Here is a 26,145-nt window from a genome sequence, read left to right on the forward strand (position 1 = left end):
CTTGCCGACGCTGTATTGTCGGCCTAATACCCTTCCATCATGGCGGCACGGATGAAAGCCCGCGCCGTCCGATAGCAAGGGACCATTCATGAAACATATATTGCTTGCCGGACTGGCTGTCCTGGTATTGTCGCAGGCTCCAGCGGTCGCGCGACCCTTTACGCCGAGCGACATGGTCGGTCTCAACCGCATTTCCGCGCCGGTGGCGTCGCCCGACGGCAAATGGCTGGCCTATCAGCTTCGCGTCACTGATTTGTCGGGTAATCGGGGACGCACGGACCTGTATCTGCTGGACATCAGCCGCAAGGGGCAGGCGCCGAAAATGATCGCGTCGAACCCGGACAAAAATGAGGCTTCACCTGCCTTCTCGGCGGATGGCGCATCGCTCTATTTCGTTTCGAACGCCAGCGGTGACGATCAACTCTGGCGCGTGGCCCTTGCTGGCGGACAGCCGGAGCAGGTCAGCCGGGCGCCGGGCGGTGTTTCCGGCTATCTGCTCAGCCCCGATGGGCAGAAAGTGGCGCTTTGGGCCGACCGGCCGGTGGGCGCGAAGGTGCTGGACGATGTAAAGCCCGCCGACCCGCCAAGTGCGGGAACGGGCCGCGTCTATGAGCAACTGTTCGTGCGCCATTGGGACACATGGGCGGACGGCCAGCGGTCACGGATCTTCGTCATGCCCCTGTCGGGCGGGCAGCCGGGCGGCAAGGCAGTGTCTGTGATGGGTGGCCTTGTCGGGGATAGCCCATCCAAGCCCTTTGGCGGAGCGGAAGAAATTGCGTGGAGCAGGGATGGCAAGACGCTGTTCTTCGCCCTGCGGGAAGCAGGGCGGATCGAACCGCTTTCCACCAACCTCGATATTTTCGCGGCCCCGGCGGATGGCAGCGCCGCTCCGATCAACCTGACCGACGCCAATGACGCGGCCGACACCATGCCTGCGGTGTCGCCCGACGGTCAGTGGCTGGCCTATGCGGCGATGAAGCGTCCGGGCTATGAGGCTGACCGGCTGGTGCTGATGCTCCGCAACATTGCGACCGGCGAGACGAAGGCGCTGACCGAAGCATGGGATCGCTCCGTGGCGTCGATCGTATGGGAAGCGGATGGCAAGGGCATCCTCGTCACCGCTGACGATGTGCTGGATCATCCCGTCTTTCGCGTCGATGTCGCCTCCGGAAAGGTCACGCGCCTGACGCAGGCGGGCCATGTCGGCAGCGTGACGCCGCTGCCCGATGGCGGCTTCGTTTATGCGCTCGACAGCATCCAGTCGCCTGCCGATTTCTGGAAGATGCCGGCCCAGGGCAAGGCTATGCGCCTGACCAGCGTCAACGCCGACAAGCTGGCGGGCGTCGATGACGTGTCGGTCCAGCGGTTCAGCTTCAAGGGCGCGAATGGCGATACCGTCTGGGGTCAGATCGTGAAGCCCAAGGGGGTTGCGGGCAAGCTGCCGGTGGCTTTCCTTGTCCATGGCGGTCCGCAGGGGAGCTTCAACGACAGCTGGTCCTATCGCTGGAATCCCAAGGCTTTCGCGGCTCATGGATATGCCGCCGTCATCGTCGATTTCCACGGGAGCACGGGTTATGGCCAGGCGTTCACCGACAGCATCAACAAGGATTGGGGCGGAAAGCCGCTGGAAGACCTGAAACTGGGGCTGGCGGCGGCAGCGGCAAAGGATGCCCATGTCGATGCGGGCAATGCCTGCGCGCTGGGGGCCAGCTATGGCGGCTATATGATGAACTGGATCGCGGGCATCTGGCCGGACGGCTTCAAATGCCTCGTCCAGCATGACGGCGTGTTCGACGCCCGCGCCATGGCCTATGAAACCGAGGAGCTGTGGTTCGATGAATGGGAACATGGCGGCCCCTATTATGAAAAGCCCGAAGAGTTCGAGAAGTGGAACCCGGTCAATCATGTGGCCGCGTGGAAAACGCCGATGCTGGTCGTGACCGGCGAAAAGGACTTCCGCATCCCCTATACGCAGGGACTGGCGGCCTTCACCGCGCTCCAGCGGCGCGGTGTGCCGTCGAAGCTGCTGGTGTTCCCGGATGAAAATCACTGGGTGCTCAAGCCTCGCAATTCACTGCAATGGTATGATGAGGCGCTGTCCTGGCTGGACAAGTGGACGCGCAAGTAAAGAAGGCTTGAATGGTAAAGGGAGGGCGTTTTTTTGATTGCCGCATCGCGTAAAGCGAAAAACCGGTTCCCACTTTTTCGCGTGATGCTCTAAGGCGCCTTCCCATGACTGAACTGCCTAAAACCTTCGACCCCGCCGCAATCGAATCCCGCTGGTATGCCCATTGGGAGAGCAATGGCCTGTTCCGCCCGGAACGGCCCGACGCGGAACCCTTCACCATCGTGAATCCGCCGCCGAACGTGACGGGCAGCCTGCATATCGGCCATGCGCTCGACAATACGTTGCAGGACATCGTGATCCGTTACGAGCGGCTGCGCGGCAAGGATGCGCTTTGGGTCGTGGGCACCGACCATGCGGGCATTGCGACGCAGATGGTGGTGGAGCGGCAATTGAACGCCGCCGGGAGCAAGCGCACGGACTTCACCCGCGAGGATTTCGTCGCGAAGGTGTGGGAGTGGAAGGCGGAGAGCGGCGGCGCGATCACCGGCCAGCTTCGGCGGCTGGGCTGCTCGATGGACTGGGCCAATGAGCGCTTCACCATGGATGAGGGCTTTTCGCGGGCCGTCATCAAGACGTTCGTGGAACTGCACAAGCGCGGCCTGCTCTATCGCGACAAGCGGTTGGTGAACTGGGACCCGCATTTCCGCTCCGCCATCTCCGACCTTGAGGTCGAGACGAAGGAGACGAATGGAGGCTTCTGGCGGTTCAGATACCCGCTGGCGGACGGAGTGACGCTGGCCGATGGGTCGGATCATATCGTTGTCGCCACCACCCGCCCGGAAACGATGCTGGCCGACATGGCGGTGGCCGTGCATCCCGACGATCCGCGCTACAAGGATGTGATCGGCAAGGACATTCTCCAACCCATCACCGGCCGCCGCTTCAGGGTGGTGGCGGACGACCATGCCGACCCGGAACTGGGATCTGGGGCGGTCAAGATCACGCCCGGCCATGACTTCAACGATTTCGAGGTTGGCAAGCGCGCGGGGATGAAGGCCGCCGACATGCTCAACATGTTCGATGCCGACGCCAATGTGATCCAGACGGCGGACGGCCTGATCCCGGATCGCTTCCTTGGCCTGCACCGTTTCCGCAGGGATGGCGTCGACGGCGCGCGCGAACTGGTGGTCGCGGAGATGAAGGGGCTGGGCCTGCTGGTGCCGCATGTCACGAAGAACAAGGACGGCGAACCGCAAGAGGCCGACTTCGAACCGCGCACGATCCAGACGCCCTATGGCGACCGTTCGGGCGTGGTGATCGAACCGTGGCTGACTGACCAATGGTATGTCGACGCCGAAAAGCTCGCCGTCGCGCCGATGCAGGCGGTGCGCGACGGGCGGATCGAGATCGTGCCGAAGACGTGGGAAAAGACCTTCTTCAACTGGATGGAAAATATCCAGCCCTGGTGCGTGTCGCGCCAGCTCTGGTGGGGGCACCAGATTCCGGCCTGGTATGACGAGGACGGCACCCCCTATGTCGCGGAGACGGAGGGCGAGGCGCAGGCTCTTGCGGGCAACAGGAAGCTGATCCGTGATCCCGATGTGCTCGATACATGGTTCTCCTCCGCGCTGTGGCCCTTCGGCACGCTCGGCTGGCCGGAGCAGACCGAAACGCTTGCCAGGCATTATCCCAACGACCTGCTGATTTCGGGCTTCGACATCCTGTTCTTCTGGGATGCGCGCATGGCGATGCAGGGGCTGGAGTTCATGGGCGACGTGCCGTGGCGCAAGCTCTACCTCCACGGCCTCGTTCGGGCTGCGGATGGGCAGAAAATGTCCAAGTCCAAGGGTAATGTGGTCGATCCGCTGGGTCTGATTGACCGCTTCGGCGCGGATGCGCTGCGCTTCTTCATGGCGGCGATGGAAAGCCAGGGCCGCGACGTGAAAATGGATGAGAAGCGCGTCGAGGGATACCGCAATTTCGCGACGAAGCTGTGGAACGCCGCGCGTTTCCTGCAAGCCAATGGCGTGGGCGCATCCGCCAGCCATGAAGCGCCGTCGGCGCAGGCGCCCGTCAACCGCTGGATTGTCGCGGAGACGGTTGCGACGGTGCAGGCGATCGACACCGCGATGAAGGAACTGCGCTTCGACGCGGCGGCAAACGCCATCTACCACTTCGTCTGGGACCAGTTCTGCGACTGGTATATCGAACTTTCCAAGGGCCAGATGGATGAGGAAACCCGCGCCGTCGCGGGCTGGGCTTTCGACCAGATCCTCGTCATGCTGCACCCCTTCATGCCCTTCATTACCGAAGAGTTATGGCATGCTATGTCCGGTTCCGCCCACCCGCGCCCGAACGACCTGATCGTCGCCCAATGGCCGCAGGCGCTTTACGCCGTGGACAGCGAGGCGCAGGCGGAGATCGACTGGCTGATCCGGCTGGTGAGCGCCATCCGCGCGGCGCGGACCGAACTCAACGTGCCGCCGGGCGCGAAGATGAAGGCGCTGGTGCGCGACGCTTCGGAAGAGACGCGGCGGCGGCTGGACCGGCAGGGCGCGGCGCTGGCGCGGCTGGCACGGGTGGAAAGCCTGTCCTTCGGCGAGCCGCAGGAAGGCGGCGCGGCGCAGATCGTCGTGGACGAGGCGACCTTCATCCTGCCGCTGGAAGGCGTGATCGACATCGCGGCGGAAAAAGCGCGCCTCGCCAAGGCGCTCGACGCGACGGAGAAGGAGCGGAATGCGCTTGCCGGGCGGCTGAACAATGCGAGCTTCGTCGAGAAGGCGAAGCCCGAAGCCGTCGCCAAGGCCCGTGAGGACCACGCCGAAAAGAGCGCCGAAGCGGAAAAGCTGAAAGCGGCGCTGGAACGGCTCGGCTGATCGGCTATCCTGCCGGCATAAAAAAGAGGGGATGGCAGGATGGCGACGGCGGCTGCGGGCAAGAGCGGAAAAGATCTGACACAGGGACCGATCGCATCGACCCTGTTGCTGTTCGCCATTCCGACCCTCGCGTCCAACGTGCTCCAGTCGCTGAACGGATCGATCAACGCGATCTGGGTCGGCCGCTTCCTGGGCGCGCAGGCGCTGGCGGCGACGGCCAATGCGAACATCATCATGTTCCTGATGTTCTCCGTGGTGTTCGGCTTTGGCATGGCGTCCACGGTGATGGTCGCGCAGGCCATGGGCGCGGGGAATGTGGACGCGGCGCGGCGGGCCTTCGGGTCGGCCATCGGCTTCTGCTTCGTGCTGGCGATGGCGGTTGCGATCGGCGGGTGGATCGGCAGTCCCGCCCTGCTGCGCCTGCTCGCGACGCCGCCGGAGGCGTTTCATCTCGCGCTCGTCTATCTGCGTGTCATCTTCGTGGCGATGCCGGCGACATTGCTCAGCGTCATGATGATGATGGGCCTGCGCGGCACGGGCGATGCGCGCACGCCGCTGATCTTCATGATCGTCAGCGTGGCTATCGATCTGGTGCTCAATCCGGTGCTGATCCTGGGGCTGGGGCCGATTCCGGCGCTGGGCATCGGCGGATCGGCGGCGGCCACGGCAATCGCGGGTTTCGCCAGCCTGATCGGTCTTGTCTGCTACAGCTATGCCAAGGACCTGCCGCTGCGCCTGAGGGGGCGCGAGATCGCCTATCTCCGTCCGGCGTGGGAGGAAGTGCGGGTGATGATGGGCAAGGGGTTGCCCATGGGATTGCAGATGATCGTCATGTCCGCCTCCGGCCTCGTGATGATCGGCCTCGTCAATCGCGAAGGGTTCCTCATTACCGCGGCCTATGGCGCGGCGCAGCAGGTCTGGACCTATCTCCAGATGCCCGCCATGGCGATGGGCGCGGCGGTCAGCGCCATGGCGGCGCAGAATATCGGAGCGGGACGGTGGGACAGGATCAGCCGGATCGCCGGTTACGGCATACTCTATCTGCTTGCGATCACCGGCGCGATGATTGCCGTGATCCTGCTGTTCCACGAACCCTTGCTGGCCCTGTTCCTCGGCAGCAACGAAGCTGCCAGCGCTGCCGCATGGGAGATGCAGCTTCGCGCGAGCTGGAGCTTCATGCTGTTCGGGCTGGTCATGATCCTGTTCGGCGTGATGCGCGCCAATGGCGTGGTGGTGCGCCCGCTGCTGATCCTGATCTTCACCCTGTTCGGCGTGCGGCTGGGCTTCTATTATTGGACCTATCCGCATATCGGCGCGAATGCGCTGTGGTACAGCTTCCCGGTGGGATCGGGCGTGTCGCTGGCGCTGGCGGCCGCCGTCTACCTGCACGGGGGATGGCGCAAGGCCAAGCTGATCGTGCCGCTGCACGAGGAGGAATGCCGCGAATCCGTCCATGCCGAAAGCGAACCGGCCGGACGCATCGCACCGGCCGGATGAGGCGGGTTCAGCGCCCCTGACTGCGCCAGCGGGTGATGGTGCGGTCGAGTATGTCGGCCTCGCCTCCGGTTTCGCGCCACAACTCGGTGAAGCTGGGGTCGCCCGACGCGGGACGCCGTTCTTCCTCCAGCGTGTCGAGCGCGACGCGGATCGGCACGGCGACGCCTTCGCCGCAGATGATCGCCTCCCGATTACGCAGCGCGGGGATCGAATCGAGGAAGCCGCGCGCGCCTTCGGGCATGGCGGCCTTCACGAAAGCCTGGTCGCGGTCGTTGTTGAGGCGCATGGAAATGATGGTGCCGCACTGCGACAGTACGCCTTCGGCAAGGTCGGACGGACGCTGGGTGATGAGGCCCAGCGATACGCCATATTTGCGGCCTTCCTTGGCGATCCGTTCCAGGATGCGGCGCACGGCCTGGCCCGATCCGGCCGTGGTGCTGGGGATATAGCGGTGGGCTTCTTCGCAGACGAGGAGGATGGGCCGCTGCGGCTCGTCCCGCGCCCAGAGCGCATAGTCGAACACCAGCCGGGAGAGCACCGACACCACGACGGACGTGATGTCGGACGGCATGGCGGATACGTCGATGATGGAGATCGGCTTTCCGCCGGAGGGCAGGCGGAATATCTTCGCGAGGAAGTCCTGCATGGTGTCCGCCACCAACATGCCGGAGAACATGAAGGAATAACGCGGGTCCGACCGTATTTCGTCGATCTTGGTCTTGAGCCGCATATAGGGCAGGGCGCCCGTGCCCTTTTCCAGCTTGCCCATCTCGTTCTGCAGGATGTTGGTAAGGTCCGACAGCAGATAGGGGATGGGCGAATCGACCGTCAGGCGGCCGATGCTTTCGGCAAGACGGTTTTTCGAGCGCGCCGCGAGCAGGCATTTGGCGAGGATGTCGCTGTCGACGGTGCGCTCCGCCCCCTGCGACGTCACGAACACCTCGCAATGCTCCTCGAAATTCATGAGCCAATAGGGCAGCGCCAGATTGCCGACGTCGAACACGGCGCCATTGGCGGCAAAGGCCGCGCCATATTCGCCATGGGGGTCGATCATGACGATATGCCCCTGCGGCGACAAGTCGCAGATGCGATGCAGGATCAGCGCGGCGCTGGTCGACTTGCCGGTGCCGGTGGAACCGAGCAGCGCGAAATGCTTGCCCAGCATGGCATCGACATAGAGCGCCGCGCGCGTGTCGGTGGTGGGATAGACCGTGCCGATCTGCACATGCGGTTGATCGGCGGCGGCATAGATCTGCCGCATGTCTTCGCTGGAAACCGGGTGGATTTCCGCGCCGGGCCGGGGATAGCGGGTGACGCCGCGGCGGAAATTCCGAATACAGCGGGTGATCGGTTCTTCTTCGCCTTCGCCCAGGAAATCGATGTCCGCGACGATGGTGCCGTTACCGTCGCGATCCAGCGCCATGGCGCGGATGCTGGCAATCAGCCAGCTCTGGCCGACGCGCATCTTCACCTGGCTGCCGACCTGCCCGGCCATGGCGATGCACGGGTCGTCATGTTCGGAAAGCTGTTCCAGGCGGACAGCGTCGAGGATGATCCTGGAACTCGATCCGGCTGCTTCGAACACCATGCCGACCGGGCCGACGAGGGACGGGGGAACGGGCGCGGCGGCGGGTTTGAAATGGGCAGCGTCCGGCATATAGCTCATCTGTATTTCCTACCCCCCGAAAAGGCCGGTTCATCTTCCGGCAAACAGAAGGAGGCTAGCGCCGATTGGTAAAGATAGGCTTATGCAGCGCGAGGCGCGCGGACATGACGGCAGCATGGCGCAAACGGGTTAAGCGCGGGTTGCGGAAAGTCCGTTTCGGATCGGATTGCGAGCGGACAGGCGGGAGGAACCGGAGTTGCGTCAGGGCATTGAACATGCGTAACGATCAGGAGCGTGCGTGCAGACAAGATTGACGATGAACGCTGCGCGCCAGTCGGACGCCATTTCCATCGCCCGGGTGCTGTGCATATTGGGCGTGGTCTATGTCCATGCGTGGACGGGATTGAGCGGCGCCGACCTGGAGCAGCTCCGCGGCACGTCGCAGGAAAGCCTCCGCTGGGTGTTGATGGAGATTTTCGGCCATAGCGCGGTGCCCTTGCTGGGGCTGATTTCCGGCTGGCTGGTGAGCGGTTCGTCCCGCACGCGGGATTGGGGCAGCCATGTCGGTCGCAAGATGCAGACCATCCTGCTGCCCATGCTGACGTGGAATGCGCTGGGCATCCTGCTGGTGTCCGGCGCGGCCTTCCTGTTCCATATGCTCGCGCCCGTGCCGCATTCGGCGGAATGGATCGTGCAGGAACTTTTCATCGTCAGCCGCAATCCCGACATCAATGTGCAGATGCCGTTCCTGCGCGACTTGTTCCTGTGCATGCTCGCCGCGCCCTTGCTGGTGCGGTTGCCGCGCTGGCTGCTGATGACGGTGGCGGGAATTGCGCTCGCCTGCCAGATCACGGGACTGGGACCGCCGGTGCTGATGCGGCCGTCGATCCTGTTCTTTTTCGTGATCGGCATGTTGGCGCGGCGTGGAACGCTGGCGGACCGGACGGCGGCGCTGCCCTTTGCGGCGGCGGCCGTGCCCTTCATCCTGCTGATGTCGTTTCAGCTTATCCTCATCCTGCGGCCCGGTCCCGATCCGTCCGGCGTGCCGGGCGCGGCGCTGGACATGGCGGTCCGGATCGCGGCCGCCCTGTTCTTCTGGCGGCTGTCCTGGGCGCTGGCGGCCAGTCCGGCGCGCGGGCTGCTGCTGAAGATCGAACCCTATGCTTTCCTGCTGTTCTGCGTCCACCTGATCCTGATCTGGCTGGGCGGGCCGCTGCTGGGGATGCTGTTCGGGAAGATGGGATCGCCCTTCTACCCCTTCTACCTGATCGCGCAGCCCTTCCTCATACTTGCCGCGGTGGTGCTGCTGGGCACGCTGCTCAGCCGCGTGGCGCCCGGCGCGGCTGCGTTCCTGAGCGGGGGCCGGCTGCGCGAGACCTAAGGGTCAGGCCGCTTTCCGCGCGTCGATCGCCCGGGCGGCGGCCATGGCGATGGCGAAGCTGCGCCGCCGCGCCGCCGCATCGAAGATCTGGCCGCTCACGATGATTTCATCGGCGCCCGTCCGGTCGATGAAGGCGGTAAGATCGCGTTCCACATCGGCCTGCGTGCCGATGCTGGAAACGCTCAGCACATCGTCCAGCATCATGCGGGCCTGGACGGGCAGCGTTTCATAATAGCCGCGCGCGGGCGGCTGGAGCTTGCCGGGTTGGCCGGTGCGCAGGCGGACGAAAGCTTGCTGCATCGATGTGGCGAGCAACTGCGCTTCGTCCATCGTGTCGGCCGCGAAGACGTTGAAGCCCGCCATGACATAAGGGCTGTCAAGCTGCGCCGAGGGACGGAAATCGCGGCGGTAGATGGCGATGGCTTCGTCCAGCGCGGCGGGCGCGAAATGCGAGGCGAATGCATAGGGCAGGCCCAGCGCGGCGGCAAGCTGCGCCCCGAACAGGCTGGAACCCAATATCCAGAGCGGCACGTCCGCGCCCGCGCCGGGCGTCGCCTGTATGCCCAGGCGCGGGTCGTCCGCGAAATAGGCCTGAAGCTCCATCACGTCGCGGGGGAACTGGTCCGGCCCGCCCGTCAATGTCCGCCGCATCGCCTGCGCGACGCGCTGGTCCGATCCGGGCGCGCGGCCAAGACCCAGGTCGACACGCCCCGGAAAGAGCGCGGCCAGCGTCCCGAACTGTTCCGCGATCAGAAGCGGCGCATGGTTGGGCAGCATGATCCCGCCCGCGCCGATGCGGATGGTCGACGTCGCATGTCCGACATGGGCCAGCACAACGGCGGTCGCGGCCGAAGCGATGCCCGCCATGCCGTGATGTTCGGCCACCCAATAGCGGCGATAGCCCAGCTCTTCGGCATGGGCGGCCAGCATGGCGGCATGGGAAAGGGCGGTCGCGACGTCGCTGCCTTCAGCGACGGGGACGAGATCGAGCAGGGAAAGACGGGTCATGGTCTGCATATGGGGACAGGACCAGTTTTGTTTCAATACGAAAATTTCGACGGGTTCAGCCCGCCCTGCCAAATCCGCTTGCCGTTCCGGTCGGTCGGCGGCCGAACGGAACCGGTTTCCGCATGGCCGGGGGATTGGCTTCCCCATCCAGCAGCATCAGGGTTTCGCTGAAACAGCGGCGCAGGGCGACCACGATCTCGATCAGTTCTTCCGGACTTTCGTGACATTCGACGCAGCGGCGGGCGACCATTTCAATCCGTTCCGCCATGGCGCTCAGCCGATGGGCGCCGAATTGGGCGGATTCCCCTTTCAGCTTGTGGGCCGGACCGACCAGAGCGGCGGCGCTGCGGTTCCGGAAAGCCTGTTCGATCAGGCTGACCGCCTTTTCGCCATCCTCGCGGAAATAACCCAGAATCCGCATGAACGCCGCTCCGAGTTCGGATTGCGCCCGCGCAAATTCCCGCCGGTTCACCAATTCGGCATCGTCGTAGGACACCTCTCACCACTCCTTGCTTAAGCGGAACGACCCTAGGGAAACCATGTAAATAGCTGGTTAAGGCGCGCGATGCCTGCCTATGCGGGGCGGGCGAGCGAAAAGCGTCCGCCGTCCAGCGCCTGGAAAGCCCAGCCCTGCTGTCGGGCAAGCGCTTCCAGTTCGCCGGGCGCGATAGGATCGTCCGCCTCGATCACGATCGCGTCGGCGCTGCGCATGGCGCGGGCGGCGCGCAGCGCGGGCCATGGGCACTTCATGCCGCGCGCGTTCACATGGATGGGGGCAGGGGAAAGCGCGGCGCTATCGGTTGGCATAGGGGTTCTTGGCGCTCCGCAGCGTCAGGCGCACCGGCACCGCGCCGAAACCCAGTTCCTTGCGGATGCCGTTCACCAGATAGCGGCGGTAGCTTTCCGGCAGCTCGTCCAGCCGCGTGCCGAACAGCACGAAGGTCGGCGGCCGGGTCTTGTTCTGGGTGATGTAGCGCAGCTTGATCCGCTTGCCGCCGGGCGCTGGGGGAGGATTGGCCTCCAGCGCGCGCTCGAACCAGCGGTTGAGGATGCCGGTCGACACGCGCTGCGACCATGACGTGCGCGTGTCGAAAGCGACGCGGATGAGGTCGTCCAGTCCTTTGCCCGTCGTGGCGGATACGGTCATGATCGGCACGCCGCGCACCTGCGCCAGGCCGTCCGACAGCGCCTGCTTGATGCCCTGATAGAGTGCCGAGCCGTTTTCCACCGTGTCCCATTTGTTGAGGGCGATGACGAGCGCGCGCCCTTCCTCCAGCACCTTGTCGGCGATGCGCAGGTCCTGCGCCTCCAGCCCGCGCGTGGCGTCGAGCAGCAGCACCACGACCTCCGCGAAGTTGACGGCGTTAAGGCCGTCCGACACGGCCAGCTTCTCCAGCTTGTCCTGTACCTTGGCGCGCTTGCGCATCCCGGCGGTGTCGATCAGGCGGACGGGGCGATCCAGGCCGTCCGGGTCGGTCCACATCCAGTCGACCGCGATACTGTCACGGGTGATCCCTGCTTCCGGGCCGGTCAGCAGGCGGTTTTCGCCCAGCAGCCGGTTGATGAGCGTGGACTTGCCCGCATTGGGACGGCCGACGATGGCGAGCTTCAGCGGCGCGCTTTCATCGTCCTCATAAAACTCCCTCTCATGCTCGTCGCCATCCTCGCGTTCGAGATGGGGGAGGAGCGCCTGGAACAGGTCGGCCATGCCCTGCCCATGTTCGGCGGAAAAGGGAATGGGTTCGCCCAGGCCCAGGCTGAAGGATTCCATGACGCCCGGATCGGCCGCCTTGCCTTCCGCCTTGTTGGCGACCAGCACGACCGGGGCGGGGCTTTCGCGCAGCCAGCGGGCGATTTCCTCGTCCAGCGGGGTGATGCCTGCGCGCGCGTCGATCAGGAACAGCGCGATATCGCAATTCGCGACCGCCGCCTGCGTCTGCATCCGCATCCGGCCGGGCAGGGTCTGGGGGTCTTCATCCTCATAGCCGGCGGTGTCGATGATCGTGAAGTCGAGGCCGAGGAGATGCGCCTCCCCCTCCCGCCGGTCGCGCGTGACGCCGGGCTGGTCGTCGACCAGCGCCAGCTTCTTGCCGACAAGCCGGTTGAAGAGGGTGGACTTGCCCACATTGGGCCGCCCGACAATGGCAACTGTGGGCAGCATGATGTTGGCCCGTTTCCTTCCTTGCGTGGCGCCTTACCGCAGCGCCGTCAGCTTGCCGTCATCGGCAAGGATGTAGAGCGTGTTGTTCGCCACTATGGGCGACAGCGACATGCGTTTGCCCATTTCGATATCGGCCTGCACATTGCCGGTCGACGGATCGGCATAGACCAGATCGCCATGTGTCGACACCAGAACCAGCCGATTGCCCGCCAGCACCGGGCCGGTCCAGCGAATCGCCTTGTCCTTCTTCTTTTCCTTCTGCCAGCGGCGAAGCTGGCTGATCCAGCGGATCTTGCCGGTGGCGCGCGCGACGCAGAGCAGCTTGGCGTCGCTGGTGACGACGAACACCCATTCGCCTACGACCCAGGGCGTCGAAATGCCGCCGATATTGATTTCCCACAGGCGCTGGCCGGTGACGAGTTCGTAAGAGGCCATGCGCCCCGCCTGTCCGATGGCGAACACGCGGCCGCGGTCGATCACGGGATCGGCGTCGATGTCGGTCAGCGAGGCGACGGCCGTGGAAATGCTGGTGCGCGACAAGGCGTCGCCCCAGAGCGAGCGGCCATTCTCATAGCGATAGGCGGTAAGTTCGCCCGAGCTGTAGCCCGCGATCACCGTGCCCTGCGCGGCGGCGGGGGCCGCGACGCCGAACACGCCGGTCACCTGCAAGGTGCCGCTGTCGGTCCACTGCACTTCGCCGTCCGACTGGTTGAGCGCGAAGATCTGATTGTCCTGCCCCATCACATAGGCATGGCCGTTGGCGAGGGTCGGCGCGCCGCGCAGCGGGCCGCCGGGGCGCTTTTTCCAGAGGACGGCGCCATTGCCGGCATTGAGCGCGGCCACGTCGCCGATGCCGGTGCTGGCGAAGACGCGATCGCCCACGACGCTGACGCCGCCGCCGAACAGCGCGCGGCCATTGCCTTCGGAGGGCAGGGGGGTCTGCCACAGCTTCGCGCCGCTATTGGCGTCATAGGCGATGACATGCGCGCCCGCATCGATGACGTAGAGCTTGCCCCCGGCAATCACCGGCGCGGCGGCAAGGCGGGCCTTGGGTGTGCTGCCCTCAATGGACGCGGACCAGATCTGCCGGGGCGACGCGCCCAGCGCCAGATGCCCCATGGTCTTGGAGGGCGCTCCGCCCGGCTGCGACCATTGGTCATTGGCATAGGGTTCGGGCAGCGTGATGGGCACGTCCGCCAGCGTGGGATCGACCTCGACGCCCTGTTCGGCGGACAGGATCGATGTCCGCTTGCCGACCACGGGCGTCTTTGGCCCGCCCTTCTTGCCGCCGACGATGCCGCATCCGGCCACCATCGTCACCATCGCGGCAATAGTCAGGGCACGGCCCATGGCCGAAAATCTGGTCATTTTCTGCATCCCCATGCGCTCGCTTATCCCTCGGTGCCTTCGGTCGGCGTTTCGACCGCGTCTACCCCCAATAGCCCGGCCATCTGTCGCGCGCGTGAACGGATGGACTGCGGCACATTCCTGTCCTTGGCCATGGCGGCGAACAGCGGCCCGGCGAGATCGCGCTTGCCCATCTTCATATAGGCGATGGCGACCATTTCCCCGGCGCTGCCGAACCACGGCGCGCCTTCCACCGCCAGCGGCTTCAGCCTGTCGACGACCTGCTCGGGCTTCAAGGCTTCATATTCCAGCGCCGTCTGCCGGATCAGCGCCAGATCGCGATAGGGCTGGTCGAGCGAACCGTCTTGGGCCATCGCCTGATAGAGGGCGATGGCGGTCTTCGCATCGCCCTTGCGCGATGCCATGCCCGCCTTGATGAGCTGCGCGGAGGCGCGATAGCCCGGCTGGCCCGCTTGCGTCAGCGCATCCAGTTCCTTCGCATCGGGCGTGCCGCCGCCGATGGCGGTATCCAGCACCTTGTCCATCTGTTCGGACACGGCTTCCGATCGGGTCTTGCTGTGATGCTGCCAATAGAGCCAGCCCCCGAAGGCCGCGAGGCCGACGACCACCGCCGCCACGAGCCAGCGCCCGAACCGCTGCCAGAAGGTCAGCAGTTGGTCCTGACGGACGGCATCGTCCACCTCGCGCATGAAGGCTTCGCTATTTTGCGGCGTCAGGGCCACGGTCGTCTCCGGGAAATGAGATGGCAAGGATGGCGAAAAGCGCGATCTTTAGCGGTCGCGCGGCTAGGCGCAAATCACTTTTTGGGCCGATAGACCTGATCTTCGGTCGGAAAGGCGCGGGAACGCACGTCGGCGGCATAATTCTTCACGGCGCCCTCGATGGTTTCGGCGAGATTCCCATAGCGCTTCACGAAACGCGGCACCCGGTCGAACATGCCCAGCATGTCGTCGATCACCAGCACCTGCCCGTCGCATTGCGCCGAAGCGCCGATGCCGATGACGGGGATGTCGATGCTGTTGGTGATGGCGTCGGCCAGTTCCTCCATCACGCCTTCCAGCACGACGGCGAAGGCCCCTGCATCCGCGACGGCACGGGCGTCGGCCATGATCTTGGCGTGTTCCTGCTGGCTTTTGCCCCGCGCGCCATAGCCGCCCAGCGCGTTCACCGCCTGGGGCGTAAGGCCGATATGCGCCATGACGGGGATGCCCCGCTGGCTGAGGAAAGCGATGGTTTCCGCCATGGCCTGCCCCCCTTCCAGCTTGACGGCGGCGCAGCCGGTTTCGGCGAGGATGCGGCTGGCGGCGGCGAAAGCCTGTTGCGGGGAGGCTTCATAAGCGCCGAACGGCATGTCGACGAGGACGACGCTGTGATAGCTGCCGCGCACCACCGCCGCGCCATGGGCGATCATCATGTCGAGCGTGACGGGCAAAGTGGAGGGCAGGCCGTAAATCACCTGCGCCAGCGAATCGCCCACCAGCAGCATGTCGCAATGGGGATCGAGGATCTGGGCCTGCCGCGCTGTATAGGCGGTCAGCATCACCAGCGGCTCGTCCGTCTTCCCCTCGAACTTGCGCCGCTGGATGGCGGGCACGGTCAGCCGCTTCATCGGCGCGGGGGTGGGATTGGCGCGGCTGGTCGACGTGTCGAGCGTGAAGGTCGTGGACATGGGATGTGCTCTACCCCAGCCGCTTCCCCGGCGCAAATGCCGGCCGCGATGGTGTCAGAACGAGAATTTGATCGTCCCGCCCCAGGTCCGCGGGTCGCCGGGCGTGCCGGCGATGAGGCCGGTATTGCCGGGCGCGACCTGAAGGTTGTCGATATAGTTCACATCGAAGGCGTTCCGCACCCATCCGAAGAGATCGAAGCCCTCGCCGCGGAAGCCGGCGCGGAAGTTGGTCAGCGCATAGCCCTTTACCTCCGTATAGATCGACGGGGAGGCGTTCGAATTCCAGTGCGAACGGTAATTGCCGTCGACGCCCAGATAGACCTGGCCTTCCTTCGCCAGCAGCGTGACCGGGATGTTGTATTCCGCGCCATAGGAGAAGGCCCATTTCGACACGCCGGGAAGGTCCTGGCCGGAAATGTCGCACTGGCGCGGGCTGAGCGCGCCGGGGACGCCGGGCTGCGAATAATCGGGCGTGGCGTCGGCCGGCTGCGACGTGCCGCCGGACAATTCGGGCGGGCATGGCGCGTTGGTGAATTTCTTGTATTTGGCGTCGGTATAGGCGCCGTTGGCATAAGCGGTGAAGCGTTCGCTGGCGACGACCTTGAAGTCCGCCTCGATACCCTGCGACCGGACCTTCTCCGCATTGGCGAGGTAGCCGCGCACGGTGCCGAACTGACCGCCGTTCACCGTCGCCTGGAAGTTCTTGATTTCGGTGCGGAAGGCGGAAAGGTTGAAGGTGGCCCGGCGATCCCAGAACTGGGTCTTGAGGCCCACTTCGAAATGGTTGACCGATTCCGGCTTCACCGTGCCCGCGTCGTAATTCACCGTATTGTCGGCATTGAGCGGCAAGCCGTTCTGGTTGATGCCCAGCGTCTTGAAGCTCTTGGCATAGGTCGCATAGGCGAGGATGTCGCGCGCGACCTTGTAATTGACGTTGAAGTCGTAGGTGAAATTCCAGGCGCTGTCGGACGGCGCGCTGACCTGCGGCTGGTAGACGCCGCATTGCGCCGCCAGATCCGTGCCGGAAGCCGGGGCCGGAGTGCAGGAAATGACCTGGCCCGCGCCATTGGTCACGATGCGCTCATAAAAGCCCGACTTCTTGTCATAGTTGAGGCGCGCGCCCGGCTGGATGGTCAGCGCGTCGGTCACTTTCCAGCTCAACTGGCCGAACAGCGCCGCGCTGGTGCTCTTGAGATATTGCGTGTTGGTGGCGGTCAGGCCGGCCAGCACTTCAGGCCTGTTATAGGGGTTGGCCGGATCCGTCGAAGGCGCCAGGCTCCATTTGACGGCGTCGGCGCCCTGCTGCTCGGTGCCCTGCGTGTCGATCCGCTGCTTGAAGCCGAACAGGCCGACGACGAAGTCGATCTTCTGGCTTTCATAATTGTAACGGAACTCCTGGCTATACTGGTCCTGCTGCGAGGGGTTCTGGGACTTCGACACGACCGAAAGGCCGGTGAAGTCGCGGTCGTTCTCCGGCTTCCAGTCCCAGAAGCGCCACGCGGTGACGGAGGTCAGGGTGCCGGGGCCGATATCCCACTTCACCTTGGCCGATACGCCGCCGATCTTGTTGCCCGCGCTCAGGCTGCTGTCGAGATCGGTCAGGCGGTCGTAGGGATTGCGGCTGGCCGCATAGTTGCGGCCGGGATTGGCGGCGTTGATCGCGTCGACCAGCGCATCATATTGGCGGGTGAGCGCGCGCTGGGTCCGGCCGACGCGCACGAACACGGTGCCGCAGCATTCCGGGTCCTGCTTGCTATAATCGCCCGACAGCGTGACGCTGAAATTCTCGTTGGGCTTGAACAGCAACTGGCCGCGAATGCCCAGATTGTCCTGTTCGTTGATCCAGCGGTCGGTCGTCGTGTTGTAGAGCGTGCCGCGCCGGCTGGTCGCGGCGACGGCGATGCGGGCGGCGACCGTGTCCGACAGCGGGCCGGAGATGGCGGCCTTGGCCTGCTTGTAGTTGAGATTGCCGACGGTCAGTTCGGCGCGGCCCTCGAAATCGAAGGTCGGCTGGTTGGTCGTGATGTTGATCGCGCCGGCGGTGGTGTTCTTGCCGTACAGCGTGCCCTGCGGACCGCGCAGCACTTCGACCTGAGCGACATCGAGAAAGTCGAAGGTCGCGGCGGCGACGCGCGAATTATAGACGTCGTCGACATAGATGCCGACGCCCTGTTCAAAGCCGTCGCTGGTCAGGCCGAACGGCACGCCAAGACCGCGGATGTTGACCGATGTGTTGCGCGGATTGGTGGTGTATACCTGCAACGTCGGCGCCAGCTGCTGGAGCTTCACGACATTGAAGTTGCCGGTGGCTTCGATGCTGTCGCCCCGGATCACGGAGATCGCCAGCGGCACTTCCTGCGCCGTTTCCTGGCGGCGGCGGGCGGTGACGATGATCACGTCGCCCCGGGCATTGGTTTGTTCGACCCCGTCCGCAGCGGACGGAGCGGCTTCCTGCGCAAAGACGCTGGGCGTGATGATGGATGTACCCGCCACGCTGGCGAGCAACAGGAAACGCGCAATCATAGTCTTCCCCTTCCGGCTGTCCGGTGAACGTTGATCGCGGCCTTTCCGGTGGTCCGGTCAAAACCGATACTGGGGTAATCTCATCGGTGCGGCTTACCCCCCCAAGCCGCGCGCCGCCCTTTGCTGCGACGCCAAAATTCCGTTGCCCCCCGTTTCCGCCGTCAGGCGTGGAGGCGCGTCTTTTCCGTCACGTCGATCTGCACCACGCGCGCGTCATGCACGGTCAGCGTGATGGAGCCGAAGCGGAGCGCTTCCAGGACGCCGCGCACCTTGTCGATGCTGAGCGCGATGTCGTGGCGCGTTGCCGCGGCTGGATCGTTGCGGATGTCTGTCATAGCCTTTTCACTCATAAGGTGTTGCTCGCTATATCTCAACTATTATGATAGACAAAAAAGCAAATATAAGGGGCGCACAAGTTTGTCTTGCAGCGCCCCTTGGGATCAGCGTGGCAGGCCGGTACTGATGGGATGCGCGTCCTGATGCACCGGATGGAGGGCGGGCCGGATTTGCCGCATGGCGCTCGCCTGGTCCTGCGCCCGGTCGATCAGATTTTCCAGCAAGCCCTGGCCGAAGCTCCATTCGCCCAGCCGGGAATCGGCATTGATATGGCCGCTATGGCCTGCATCCACGAAGCTGCTGCCCCAGTTCTTGGCGATGCTGTGCGCGCGCTCGAAGAAAATATAGGGATCGTCCCGACTCGCCACGAGGATGGATGGAAAGGGCAGCGGCGCGCGCGGCGTCGGACCGAAGCCGCCGATGGTTTCGGGCGTCTCCATCCGGTCGCAATCGGGCGGCGCCACCAGCAGCGCGCCCGTCACCGGCCAGCCATAGGCCTGGCTTTGCAGCGCTCCCCACCATGCCACGGCCAGGCAGCCCAGGCTGTGCGCGGCCAGCACCACAGGCCCGTCGGCGCTGCGGATCGCCGCATCGAGTCGCGTGACCCAGGCGTTGCGATTCGGGCTGGCCCAACTGCCCAGATCGACGCGCTGGCAATCGCCGCGCTTTGCTTCCCATACGCTCTGCCAATGGTCCGGTCCGCTGTTGTTCAGCCCCGGAATGGTAAGCACGACAGGCTGTCTGCTGTCACGCGCATGTCCGAAATGTTCCATGGTCAGCGGCCTCATCCTCATGCCGATAGAGAGGCTATAATAATTCTATTATTTTGGTAGACAATTAAAAAGCGACGGGCTGTGCCTTGCGGCGGTTGGCCGCATGGGGACAGGAACGGGACCGGGCGCGATTCCCGTCGGACCGCGCCCGGTCCGGCATAGTCACCAGGGATAGATCAGCCCATAATATTGAAACACATCGCGCCCATAGCTTTCGTCATAGTCCGGGCGCTCGTCGGCGGTATGGCGGGGGGCGTCCTCCAGCACCGCCTTGCTGAGTTCGACGACATAGCCGCCCTTGTCCGTGTCATAGTTCAGCATCGACCAGGGCAGCGGATAATGATCGTTGCCGATGCCCAGGAATCCGCCGAAGGACAGGGTGGCGTAGCGCACCTGCCCGCTCCGCTTTTCCACCATGAAATTGGATATGTGGCCCAGCTTTTCGCCTGCCGGATCGAAGACGGCGGTGCCTTCCACGCGGTCGGAGGCGATCAGGTCGCTGCCACTTTCTTTCACCATGTCGGCCATTGCCATTCTCCTGTAAGATAAGGCTCCAAAAATTGGCGTCCCGATAATGCAACCATGAGAACGGGGCGGAGTTCCACTCGCGACGGAGCAGGAGAAGGTCATGAAAATCAATCGCAGCGGATCGGCCGTGTGGAGCGGCGGGCTGAAAGACGGCAAGGGCGCGATTTCCACGCAGAGCGGTGCGCTGAACGCCTATCCCTATGGTTTCGCCTCCCGTTTCGAGGGCGTGCCCGGCTCCAATCCGGAGGAGCTGATCGGCGCGGCCCATGCCGCCTGCTTCACCATGGCGCTGTCGATGATCCTGGGCGAAGCGGGGCTGACCGCCGAAAAGATGGAAACGACCGCCGTGGTGACGTTGGAGCAGCAGGAAGGCGGCTTTGCCGTCACCGCCAGCAAGCTGACGCTGAAGGCGAAGATTCCGGGCGCCGACGAGGCCGCCTTTCAGGAACTGGCGGGCAAGGCCAAGGCGAATTGCCCCATATCGAAGCTGCTGGATACGCAGATCGGTCTGGATGCGGAACTTCTTGGCTGAGTGGCAAGACGAGGCAGCGGTTTAATCGCAAACTTGCCGATTATTCCCTATTTCGCCGGCTTGCGAAATTTGAGTGTCGTCCGGTCGCTTTCGCCGATGGCCAGATATTTGTCCCGGTCGGCATCGCGCTGGCTGAGGGTCGGCGGCAGGGTCCAGACACCCTTTTCCCAATCGGCCGTATCCTTGGGATTGGCGTTGATTTCCGATGCGCCGGCATATTCGAAGCCGGCCGCTTCGGCGATCTTGCGGACGGTCGAAACCTTCAGATAGCCGCTGCTCTTTTCCGACGCGCTGTCGCGATCCTCGGGCAGGCGATGGTCAACGACCCCCAATGTGCCGCCCGGCTTGAGCATATCGAAAAAGGCCCGGAACGTCGCCGCTTCGGACCCGTCCGTCACCATGTTGTGCACATTGCGGAAGGTCAGCACCGTGTCGACGGAGCCTGCGGGAATCTGGCCCGCCTGCTCCGGATAGGCGACCAGCTTCACCCGGTCGTAGGCGTCCGGCTTCGCGGCCAGAAACGCCTTGTATCCGTCCAGATAGCGGCCGCTGGGCTGCAATGCGTAGAAGGTGCCGCGATCGCGCAGCAGCGGGGCCAGTATCTCGCTATACCATCCGCCGCCGGGCGAATATTCCACCACGGTCTGATCGGGCGTGACGCCGAAGAAGGCGAGCGTTTCAGCCGGATGGCGGTAACGGTCGCGCGCCACATTGGCGGGCGTGCGACCGCGGCCGGCGACAGCGGCGGCGATCGGATCGGCCGCCATGTGCGCGGCATGATCGCCCTGGCCGGCATGTTGCGCGGCGAGCGGCGCGACGGGCAAGGCGGCCGTCAGCACAAGGCCGATACAGGCGAAGCGGTTCATCGGACATCCTCCCTTTTCCGGACAGGCCCGAAGATGGCGGCTTCGCTGCGTCAGTGCAAGGACATATGGCGGACCACGCCCGTCAGCCATGTTTCGTTACAGAGGCTTAAAGGCAGGCTTCCAGGAAAGGCTGGTCGAACCCGAACTGCCGCGCCTTGTCCAGCGTATAGGGGCGCAGGCCCATGGAGCGATATTCGCCCACGATCTTCCCGCTGTCGTCCTCGTCATGATATTCGAACTTGAACAGTTCCTGCGTGACGATGACATCGCCTTCCATGCCGATCACCTCGGTGATGTTGGTGACGCGGCGGGAGCCGTCGCGCAGGCGCTTCACCTGCACGATCAGGTCGACCGAATCCGCGATCTGCTTGGAAATCGCTTCCTTCGGAATCTTGATGTCGCCCATCAGGATCATATTCTCCATACGGCCCAGGCATTCGCGCGGGCTGTTGGAGTGGAGCGTGCACATGGAGCCGTCATGGCCCGTGTTCATCGCCGCGAGCAGGTCGAAACATTCCGCGCCGCGGATTTCGCCCAGGATGATGCGGTCGGGGCGCATACGCAGGGCGTTCTTGACGAGGTCGCCGATGCTGATCGCGCCCTGTCCTTCCAGGTTCGGCGGGCGGGTTTCCAGCGGCAGCCAGTGCGGCTGCTGCAGGCGCAGTTCGGCCGCGTCCTCGATGGTCAGCACGCGCTCGCCCGGATCGATCATCTTCGACAGGGCGTTGAGCATCGTCGTCTTGCCCGAACCCGTGCCGCCCGAAATCACGATATTGAACCGACAGGCGCCCGCGATCTTGAGCGCGGTCGCCATCTTCTGGCTCATCGCGCCCCATTGGGACAGCATGTCGATGGTGATCGGCTTGGCGGAGAATTTACGGATCGAAATGGCGGTGCCGCGCAGCGAGAGCGGGGGCACGATCACGTTGACGCGGGAGCCGTCGGGCAGGCGCGCGTCGGCCAGCGGCGTGGTCTGGTCGACGCGGCGGCCCACCTTGTTCACGATGCGCTGGGCGATCTGGAACAGATGCTCCTCGTCGCGGAACTTGATCGGCGCGATCTGGAGCTTGCCCTTCTTTTCGATATAGGTCTGGTCCGGGCCGTTCACCATGATGTCGGTGACGTCCGGGTCGGCCAACAATTCCTCCAGCGGGCCAAGGCCCAGCAGTTCGTCCACCAGCACCTTTTCCAGCGCGAACTGTTCGCGCCGGTTGAGGGTGAGTTTCAGTTCCGCCAGCACTTCCATGATGATCGGCCGGAACTCCTCGGCCAGTTCATCCTTGGTAAGGGTCGCGGCGGCTTCGGGATCGACGCGCTCCAGCAGGCGGGGGAGCACCTGCTCCTTGATCTTGTGGACCGACGCTTCAAAGCCCTGCGGTCCGGTATCCGCCGCATGTTCCAGGTTCGCGCGATCGGCCAGGCGCTGCATCGCGTCGGCGTTGCGCTGCATCTGGCTGGTGGGCGCGGACAGGGGGTCGAGGGGCATTTCACCCGGCAGAGCGACCGTTTCGAGCGGCGGAAATTGTTCCCCGCCCCGCGCCTCTTCGCGCACCGGGGCATGCATGGGTCGCGCGACGCCGAAACCCGGCTTGATGCCGGCAGGTCCATTTTTCCGTCCAAATGCGCTCATGACTCTCCACCGCAAATTGCGTGTTCAGGTTGGCCATGCAGGGCAAGGCCGACCGGATATGGCTGGAAAAGGTGAATAGGGCGGAAACTTTGACAAATGGCTAATGCGGCCGAGCGCGCGGGTCGCAAACAGCGGCGGCGCTGGCGGTTAGGGGGAGTGGCCTGCCCGCCATTCCCATCTCCGTTCGTCCTGAGTAGGGGCTGAGCGAAGCCGAAGACTCGTATCGAAGGGTTTCTCGCGCGTCACTGTCCTTCGATACGCCCCTTCGACAAGCTTGACCAAGGAATCAGCCCCTACTCAGGCCGAACGAAGGGGAGAAGTTCGCCTCTGGCCGTAACCGGTCGTCTCGCGATACGAAGGCCCCTCAATCAGCCAGCATTCAAAAGAAAAACCCCGCACCGAAAGGGCGCGGGGTTTATTCCCATATCCATACCAATCCTGCGATTGGACCGGAAAGCGGCGATTTCAGCCGGCGTGTTCAGCGAGAACGGTCAGGCCCTTTTCATTGACCTCTGCAAAGCCGCCCTGCACGGGAATGACCTCCGGCGCGGCGTTCGCCGTGCTGAAAATCTGGATCGCGCCGTCGCGGACAGTCGACATGAAGGGCGCATGGCCTTCCAGCACGCCGAAGTCGCCATCGGTGCCGGGCACCACGACCTGCCAGACCTCCTCCGAACGGACGAGCTTTTCCGGGGTCACGAGTTCGAAATGCAGTGCCATCTTCTTTTCCTTGGCCCCTCCCGCCGGGGGAGGGGCTTTGAGCTTGCGACTTACGCGGCTTCGGCGGCCAGCTTCTTGGCCTTTTCGACCACTTCGTCAATGCCGCCGACCATGTAGAAGGCCGCTTCGGGCAGATGGTCATATTCGCCTTCGACCACGGCCTTGAACGACTTCACCGTGTCTTCGATCTGGACGAACTTGCCCGAAATGCCGGTGAAGACTTCGGCGACGTGGAAGGGCTGCGACAGGAAGCGCTGGATCTTGCGCGCGCGGGCGACAGTCACCTTGTCCTCTTCCGACAGCTCATCCATGCCCAGAATGGCGATGATGTCCTGCAGCGACTTATACTTCTGCAGGATTTCCTGAACGGCGCGGGCGGTGTCGTAATGTTCCTGACCCACGACGCGCGGTTCCAGAACGCGGCTGGTCGAATCGAGCGGATCGACCGCCGGATAGATGCCGAGTTCGGAAATGGCGCGGTTGAGAACGGTCGTGGCGTCTAAGTGCGCGAACGAGGTCGCGGGCGCCGGGTCGGTCAAGTCGTCCGCGGGAACGTAGACGGCCTGCACCGAGGTGATCGACCCCTTGTTGGTGGAGGTGATGCGTTCCTGAAGCTGGCCCATGTCGGTCGCCAGCGTCGGCTGATAGCCCACGGCCGAGGGAATACGGCCCAGCAGCGCCGACACTTCCGCGCCCGCCTGCGTGAAGCGGAAGATGTTGTCGACGAAGAACAGCACGTCCTGCCCTTCCTGATCGCGGAAATATTCCGCGATGGTGAGGCCGGAAAGGGCGACGCGCGCGCGGGCGCCCGGCGGTTCGTTCATCTGGCCGTAGACCAGCGCCACCTTGGAGCCTTCGGAGATCGCATTGCCCTCGGCATCCTTGGCGATAACGCCCGCGTCGAGGAATTCGTGATAGAGGTCGTTACCCTCGCGGGTCCGCTCACCCACGCCCGCGAACACGGAAGTGCCGCCATGGCCCTTCGCGATGTTGTTGATCAGTTCCTGGATGAGCACGGTCTTGCCCACGCCCGCGCCGCCGAACAGGCCGATCTTGCCGCCCTTCGCATAGGGGGCGAGAAGGTCGATGACCTTGATGCCGGTGACGAGGATGCTGGCGTCGGTCGACTGGTCAACGAACTCGGGAGCCTTGGCGTGGATCGGGGCGGTGAGGGTGGTTTGCACCGGACCGCGCTCGTCGATCGGCTCGCCGACGACGTTCAGGATGCGGCCGAGCGTCGCGGGGCCGACGGGAACGCTGATCTGCGCGCCGGTGTCGGTCACTTCCTGACCACGGGTCAGACCCTCGGTCGAATCCATCGCGATGGTGCGGACGGTGTTTTCGCCCAGATGCTGGGCGACTTCCAGCACCAGACGCTGACCGTTGTTGCTGGTTTCCAGCGCCGAGAGAATCGAGGGCAGCGCATCGGGGAAGGTCACGTCGACGACGGCGCCGATGACCTGCGAGATGCGGCCTACATTGTTGGTGGTTGCCATGACTTCGTTTCCTTGCCTTCTAACCTTCTGCGCCAACCTGATGCTGGCAATATGCCGTCTTCTTGTCCCACCTGCCGCCGCTATCGAGGCAGGCGTCTATTTCTAGCCATTTGCTGTTCCAAAACCAGAACAGTGTGGCAATCAGGACGATCAGCGCAGCAAGCGCCCATCGGCCCTTAGTCACTTACAGAGCTTCCGCGCCCGAGATAATTTCGACGAGTTCGGTGGTGATCGCGGCCTGACGGCTGCGGTTGTACTGGATCGTCAGCTTGTTGATGAGGTCGCCGGCGTTGCGCGTCGCATTGTCCATGGCGGTCATCGACGCGCCCTGTTCGGACGCATTGTTTTCCAGCAGCGCCTTGAAAAGCTGCACCGTGATGTTGCGCGGCAGCAGATCGTCGAGGATCGCTTCCTCGCTCGGTTCATATTCCACCGTCGCGGCGATGGCGTTGCGGTCGGCGTCCTCGGGGATCTTGACCGGGATGATCTGCTGCTCGGTCGGGATCTGGGCGAGGGCCGACTTGAAGCGCGAGAAGAAGAGATGCGCGACGTCGAACTTGCCGTTCAGATACATGTCGGTCAGTTCGTGGGCGATCTGCTCGGCCTGGCTATAGCCCGGTTCCTTCGCGCCGGTGGTGTCGAACTGGGCGACGATCATGCCGGGGAAAGTGCGGTTGATGACCGGACGGCCCTTGCGGCCGATCAGGTAGAAGCGGACCGTCTTGCCCTGCTGGATGAGTTCGTCGGCCCGCGCGCGCGCTGCCTTGACGATGTTCGCGTTGAACGCGCCGGCAAGCCCGCGGTCGGAGTTGGCGACGACCAGCAGATGCACTTCATCCTTGCCGGTGCCTGCCAGCAGCGGAGAGGCGCCTTCGCCCGATCCGCCCGCGATCTTGGACGCGAGGGAGGCGACAACGGCTTCGAGGCGCTGGCTGTAGGGGCGCGCGGCTTCGGCCGCGGCCTGCGCCTTACGCAGCTTCGCGGCGGCGACCATCTGCTTCGCCTTGGTGATCTTCTGGGTCGACTTCACCGACCCGATGCGGAGCTTCAGTTCCTTGAGGCTGGCCATGACGAACCTTCTGGTTCGTCATCCCGGCATGGGGACCG

General features: G+C 64.3%; 22 protein-coding genes. 5 read left to right on the forward strand and 17 right to left on the reverse strand.

All coding sequences use genetic code 11. The annotated features are described in order from the left end of the window. Positions 1-88: 88 nt before the first annotated feature. From IQ35_RS03850 to IQ35_RS03860, 3 genes are all read left to right on the forward strand, one after another. Positions 89-2,128, forward strand: a complete 2,040-nt coding sequence (locus IQ35_RS03850) for an alpha/beta hydrolase family protein (protein ID WP_145072016.1) — start codon at positions 89-91, stop codon at positions 2,126-2,128. Positions 2,129-2,232: 104 nt separating this feature from the next. After that, on the forward strand, positions 2,233-4,944 hold the full coding sequence (locus IQ35_RS03855; protein ID WP_145072017.1) for a valine--tRNA ligase: 2,712 nt from the start codon (positions 2,233-2,235) through the stop codon (positions 4,942-4,944). 39 nt (positions 4,945-4,983) lie between these two features. Continuing rightward, positions 4,984-6,441 carry an MATE family efflux transporter gene (locus IQ35_RS03860; RefSeq protein WP_145072018.1) on the forward strand — a complete coding sequence of 486 codons (1,458 nt, stop codon included), beginning with the start codon at positions 4,984-4,986 and terminating at the stop codon, positions 6,439-6,441. A gap of 7 nt (positions 6,442-6,448) precedes the next feature. Here IQ35_RS03860 and IQ35_RS03865 read toward each other — a convergent pair whose 3' ends face one another. Further along, positions 6,449-8,107: an ATP-binding protein gene (locus IQ35_RS03865; RefSeq protein WP_021245749.1), complete on the reverse strand. Its 1,659-nt coding sequence runs from the start codon at positions 8,105-8,107 to the stop codon at positions 6,449-6,451. 256 nt (positions 8,108-8,363) lie between these two features. On the opposite strand from IQ35_RS03865, the gene IQ35_RS03870 reads away from it, so the two are divergent. Beyond that, on the forward strand, positions 8,364-9,428 hold the full coding sequence (locus IQ35_RS03870; RefSeq protein ID WP_145072072.1) for an acyltransferase family protein: 1,065 nt from the start codon (positions 8,364-8,366) through the stop codon (positions 9,426-9,428). Positions 9,429-9,431: 3 nt separating this feature from the next. On the opposite strand, the gene IQ35_RS03875 is transcribed toward IQ35_RS03870, so the two are convergent. The 11 genes from IQ35_RS03875 to IQ35_RS03925 all read right to left on the reverse strand — a co-directional run bounded on the left by IQ35_RS03875 (position 9,432) and on the right by IQ35_RS03925 (position 19,794). After that, positions 9,432-10,436 carry an LLM class flavin-dependent oxidoreductase gene (locus IQ35_RS03875; RefSeq protein WP_031291563.1) on the reverse strand — a complete coding sequence of 335 codons (1,005 nt, stop codon included), beginning with the start codon at positions 10,434-10,436 and terminating at the stop codon, positions 9,432-9,434. Positions 10,437-10,491: 55 nt separating this feature from the next. Further along, positions 10,492-10,932 (reverse strand): Hpt domain-containing protein, encoded by a 441-nt coding sequence (locus tag IQ35_RS03880; protein ID WP_145072019.1) that lies wholly within the window; start codon positions 10,930-10,932, stop codon positions 10,492-10,494. A 77-nt stretch (positions 10,933-11,009) separates the two neighbouring features. After that, positions 11,010-11,243, reverse strand: a complete 234-nt coding sequence (locus IQ35_RS03885; protein WP_021245745.1) for a sulfurtransferase TusA family protein — start codon at positions 11,241-11,243, stop codon at positions 11,010-11,012. After that, positions 11,230-12,597 carry a ribosome biogenesis GTPase Der gene (gene der, locus IQ35_RS03890; protein ID WP_145072020.1) on the reverse strand — a complete coding sequence of 456 codons (1,368 nt, stop codon included), beginning with the start codon at positions 12,595-12,597 and terminating at the stop codon, positions 11,230-11,232. The genes IQ35_RS03885 and der overlap by 14 nt, the downstream gene beginning before the upstream one ends. A gap of 33 nt (positions 12,598-12,630) precedes the next feature. Then, positions 12,631-13,947, reverse strand: a complete 1,317-nt coding sequence (locus tag IQ35_RS03895) for an outer membrane protein assembly factor BamB family protein (RefSeq protein ID WP_051187188.1) — start codon at positions 13,945-13,947, stop codon at positions 12,631-12,633. A 41-nt stretch (positions 13,948-13,988) separates the two neighbouring features. Continuing rightward, positions 13,989-14,687 (reverse strand): tetratricopeptide repeat protein, encoded by a 699-nt coding sequence (locus IQ35_RS03900; protein ID WP_145072073.1) that lies wholly within the window; start codon positions 14,685-14,687, stop codon positions 13,989-13,991. Between the two features lie 74 nt (positions 14,688-14,761). Then, on the reverse strand, positions 14,762-15,634 hold the full coding sequence (panB, locus tag IQ35_RS03905) for a 3-methyl-2-oxobutanoate hydroxymethyltransferase (RefSeq protein WP_145072021.1): 873 nt from the start codon (positions 15,632-15,634) through the stop codon (positions 14,762-14,764). Positions 15,635-15,688: 54 nt separating this feature from the next. Next, complete coding sequence (locus IQ35_RS03910; protein WP_145072022.1) at positions 15,689-18,157, reverse strand: TonB-dependent receptor; 2,469 nt, start codon at positions 18,155-18,157, stop codon at positions 15,689-15,691. Positions 18,158-18,318: 161 nt separating this feature from the next. After that, positions 18,319-18,492, reverse strand: coding sequence for a YezD family protein (locus tag IQ35_RS03915; RefSeq protein ID WP_021245739.1), 174 nt, complete (start codon positions 18,490-18,492; stop codon positions 18,319-18,321). Positions 18,493-18,597: 105 nt separating this feature from the next. Beyond that, on the reverse strand, positions 18,598-19,266 hold the full coding sequence (locus IQ35_RS03920) for an RBBP9/YdeN family alpha/beta hydrolase (protein WP_031291557.1): 669 nt from the start codon (positions 19,264-19,266) through the stop codon (positions 18,598-18,600). A 162-nt stretch (positions 19,267-19,428) separates the two neighbouring features. Continuing rightward, on the reverse strand, positions 19,429-19,794 hold the full coding sequence (locus IQ35_RS03925; RefSeq protein ID WP_145072023.1) for a PRC-barrel domain-containing protein: 366 nt from the start codon (positions 19,792-19,794) through the stop codon (positions 19,429-19,431). Positions 19,795-19,894: 100 nt separating this feature from the next. On the opposite strand from IQ35_RS03925, the gene IQ35_RS03930 reads away from it, so the two are divergent. Beyond that, complete coding sequence (locus IQ35_RS03930; protein ID WP_021245736.1) at positions 19,895-20,326, forward strand: OsmC family protein; 432 nt, start codon at positions 19,895-19,897, stop codon at positions 20,324-20,326. A gap of 47 nt (positions 20,327-20,373) precedes the next feature. Here the strand turns inward: IQ35_RS03930 and IQ35_RS03935 are convergent, their stop codons facing one another. From IQ35_RS03935 to IQ35_RS03955, 5 genes are all read right to left on the reverse strand, one after another. After that, complete coding sequence (locus IQ35_RS03935) at positions 20,374-21,192, reverse strand: class I SAM-dependent methyltransferase (RefSeq protein ID WP_145072024.1); 819 nt, start codon at positions 21,190-21,192, stop codon at positions 20,374-20,376. A gap of 106 nt (positions 21,193-21,298) precedes the next feature. Then, positions 21,299-22,822: a TadA family conjugal transfer-associated ATPase gene (locus IQ35_RS03940; RefSeq protein WP_021245734.1), complete on the reverse strand. Its 1,524-nt coding sequence runs from the start codon at positions 22,820-22,822 to the stop codon at positions 21,299-21,301. A gap of 465 nt (positions 22,823-23,287) precedes the next feature. Continuing rightward, complete coding sequence (locus tag IQ35_RS03945) at positions 23,288-23,542, reverse strand: ATP synthase F1 subunit epsilon (RefSeq protein ID WP_021245733.1); 255 nt, start codon at positions 23,540-23,542, stop codon at positions 23,288-23,290. 50 nt (positions 23,543-23,592) lie between these two features. Continuing rightward, a complete protein-coding gene (gene atpD / locus IQ35_RS03950) occupies positions 23,593-25,038 on the reverse strand; it encodes a F0F1 ATP synthase subunit beta (RefSeq protein ID WP_062063844.1) in 1,446 nt (481 codons plus the stop codon). 184 nt (positions 25,039-25,222) lie between these two features. Continuing rightward, positions 25,223-26,107 carry a F0F1 ATP synthase subunit gamma gene (locus IQ35_RS03955; protein WP_062063846.1) on the reverse strand — a complete coding sequence of 295 codons (885 nt, stop codon included), beginning with the start codon at positions 26,105-26,107 and terminating at the stop codon, positions 25,223-25,225. Positions 26,108-26,145: the final 38 nt, after the last annotated feature.

Source organism: Sphingobium wenxiniae (genome assembly GCF_007830065.1).
GTDB lineage: Bacteria > Pseudomonadota > Alphaproteobacteria > Sphingomonadales > Sphingomonadaceae > Sphingobium > Sphingobium wenxiniae.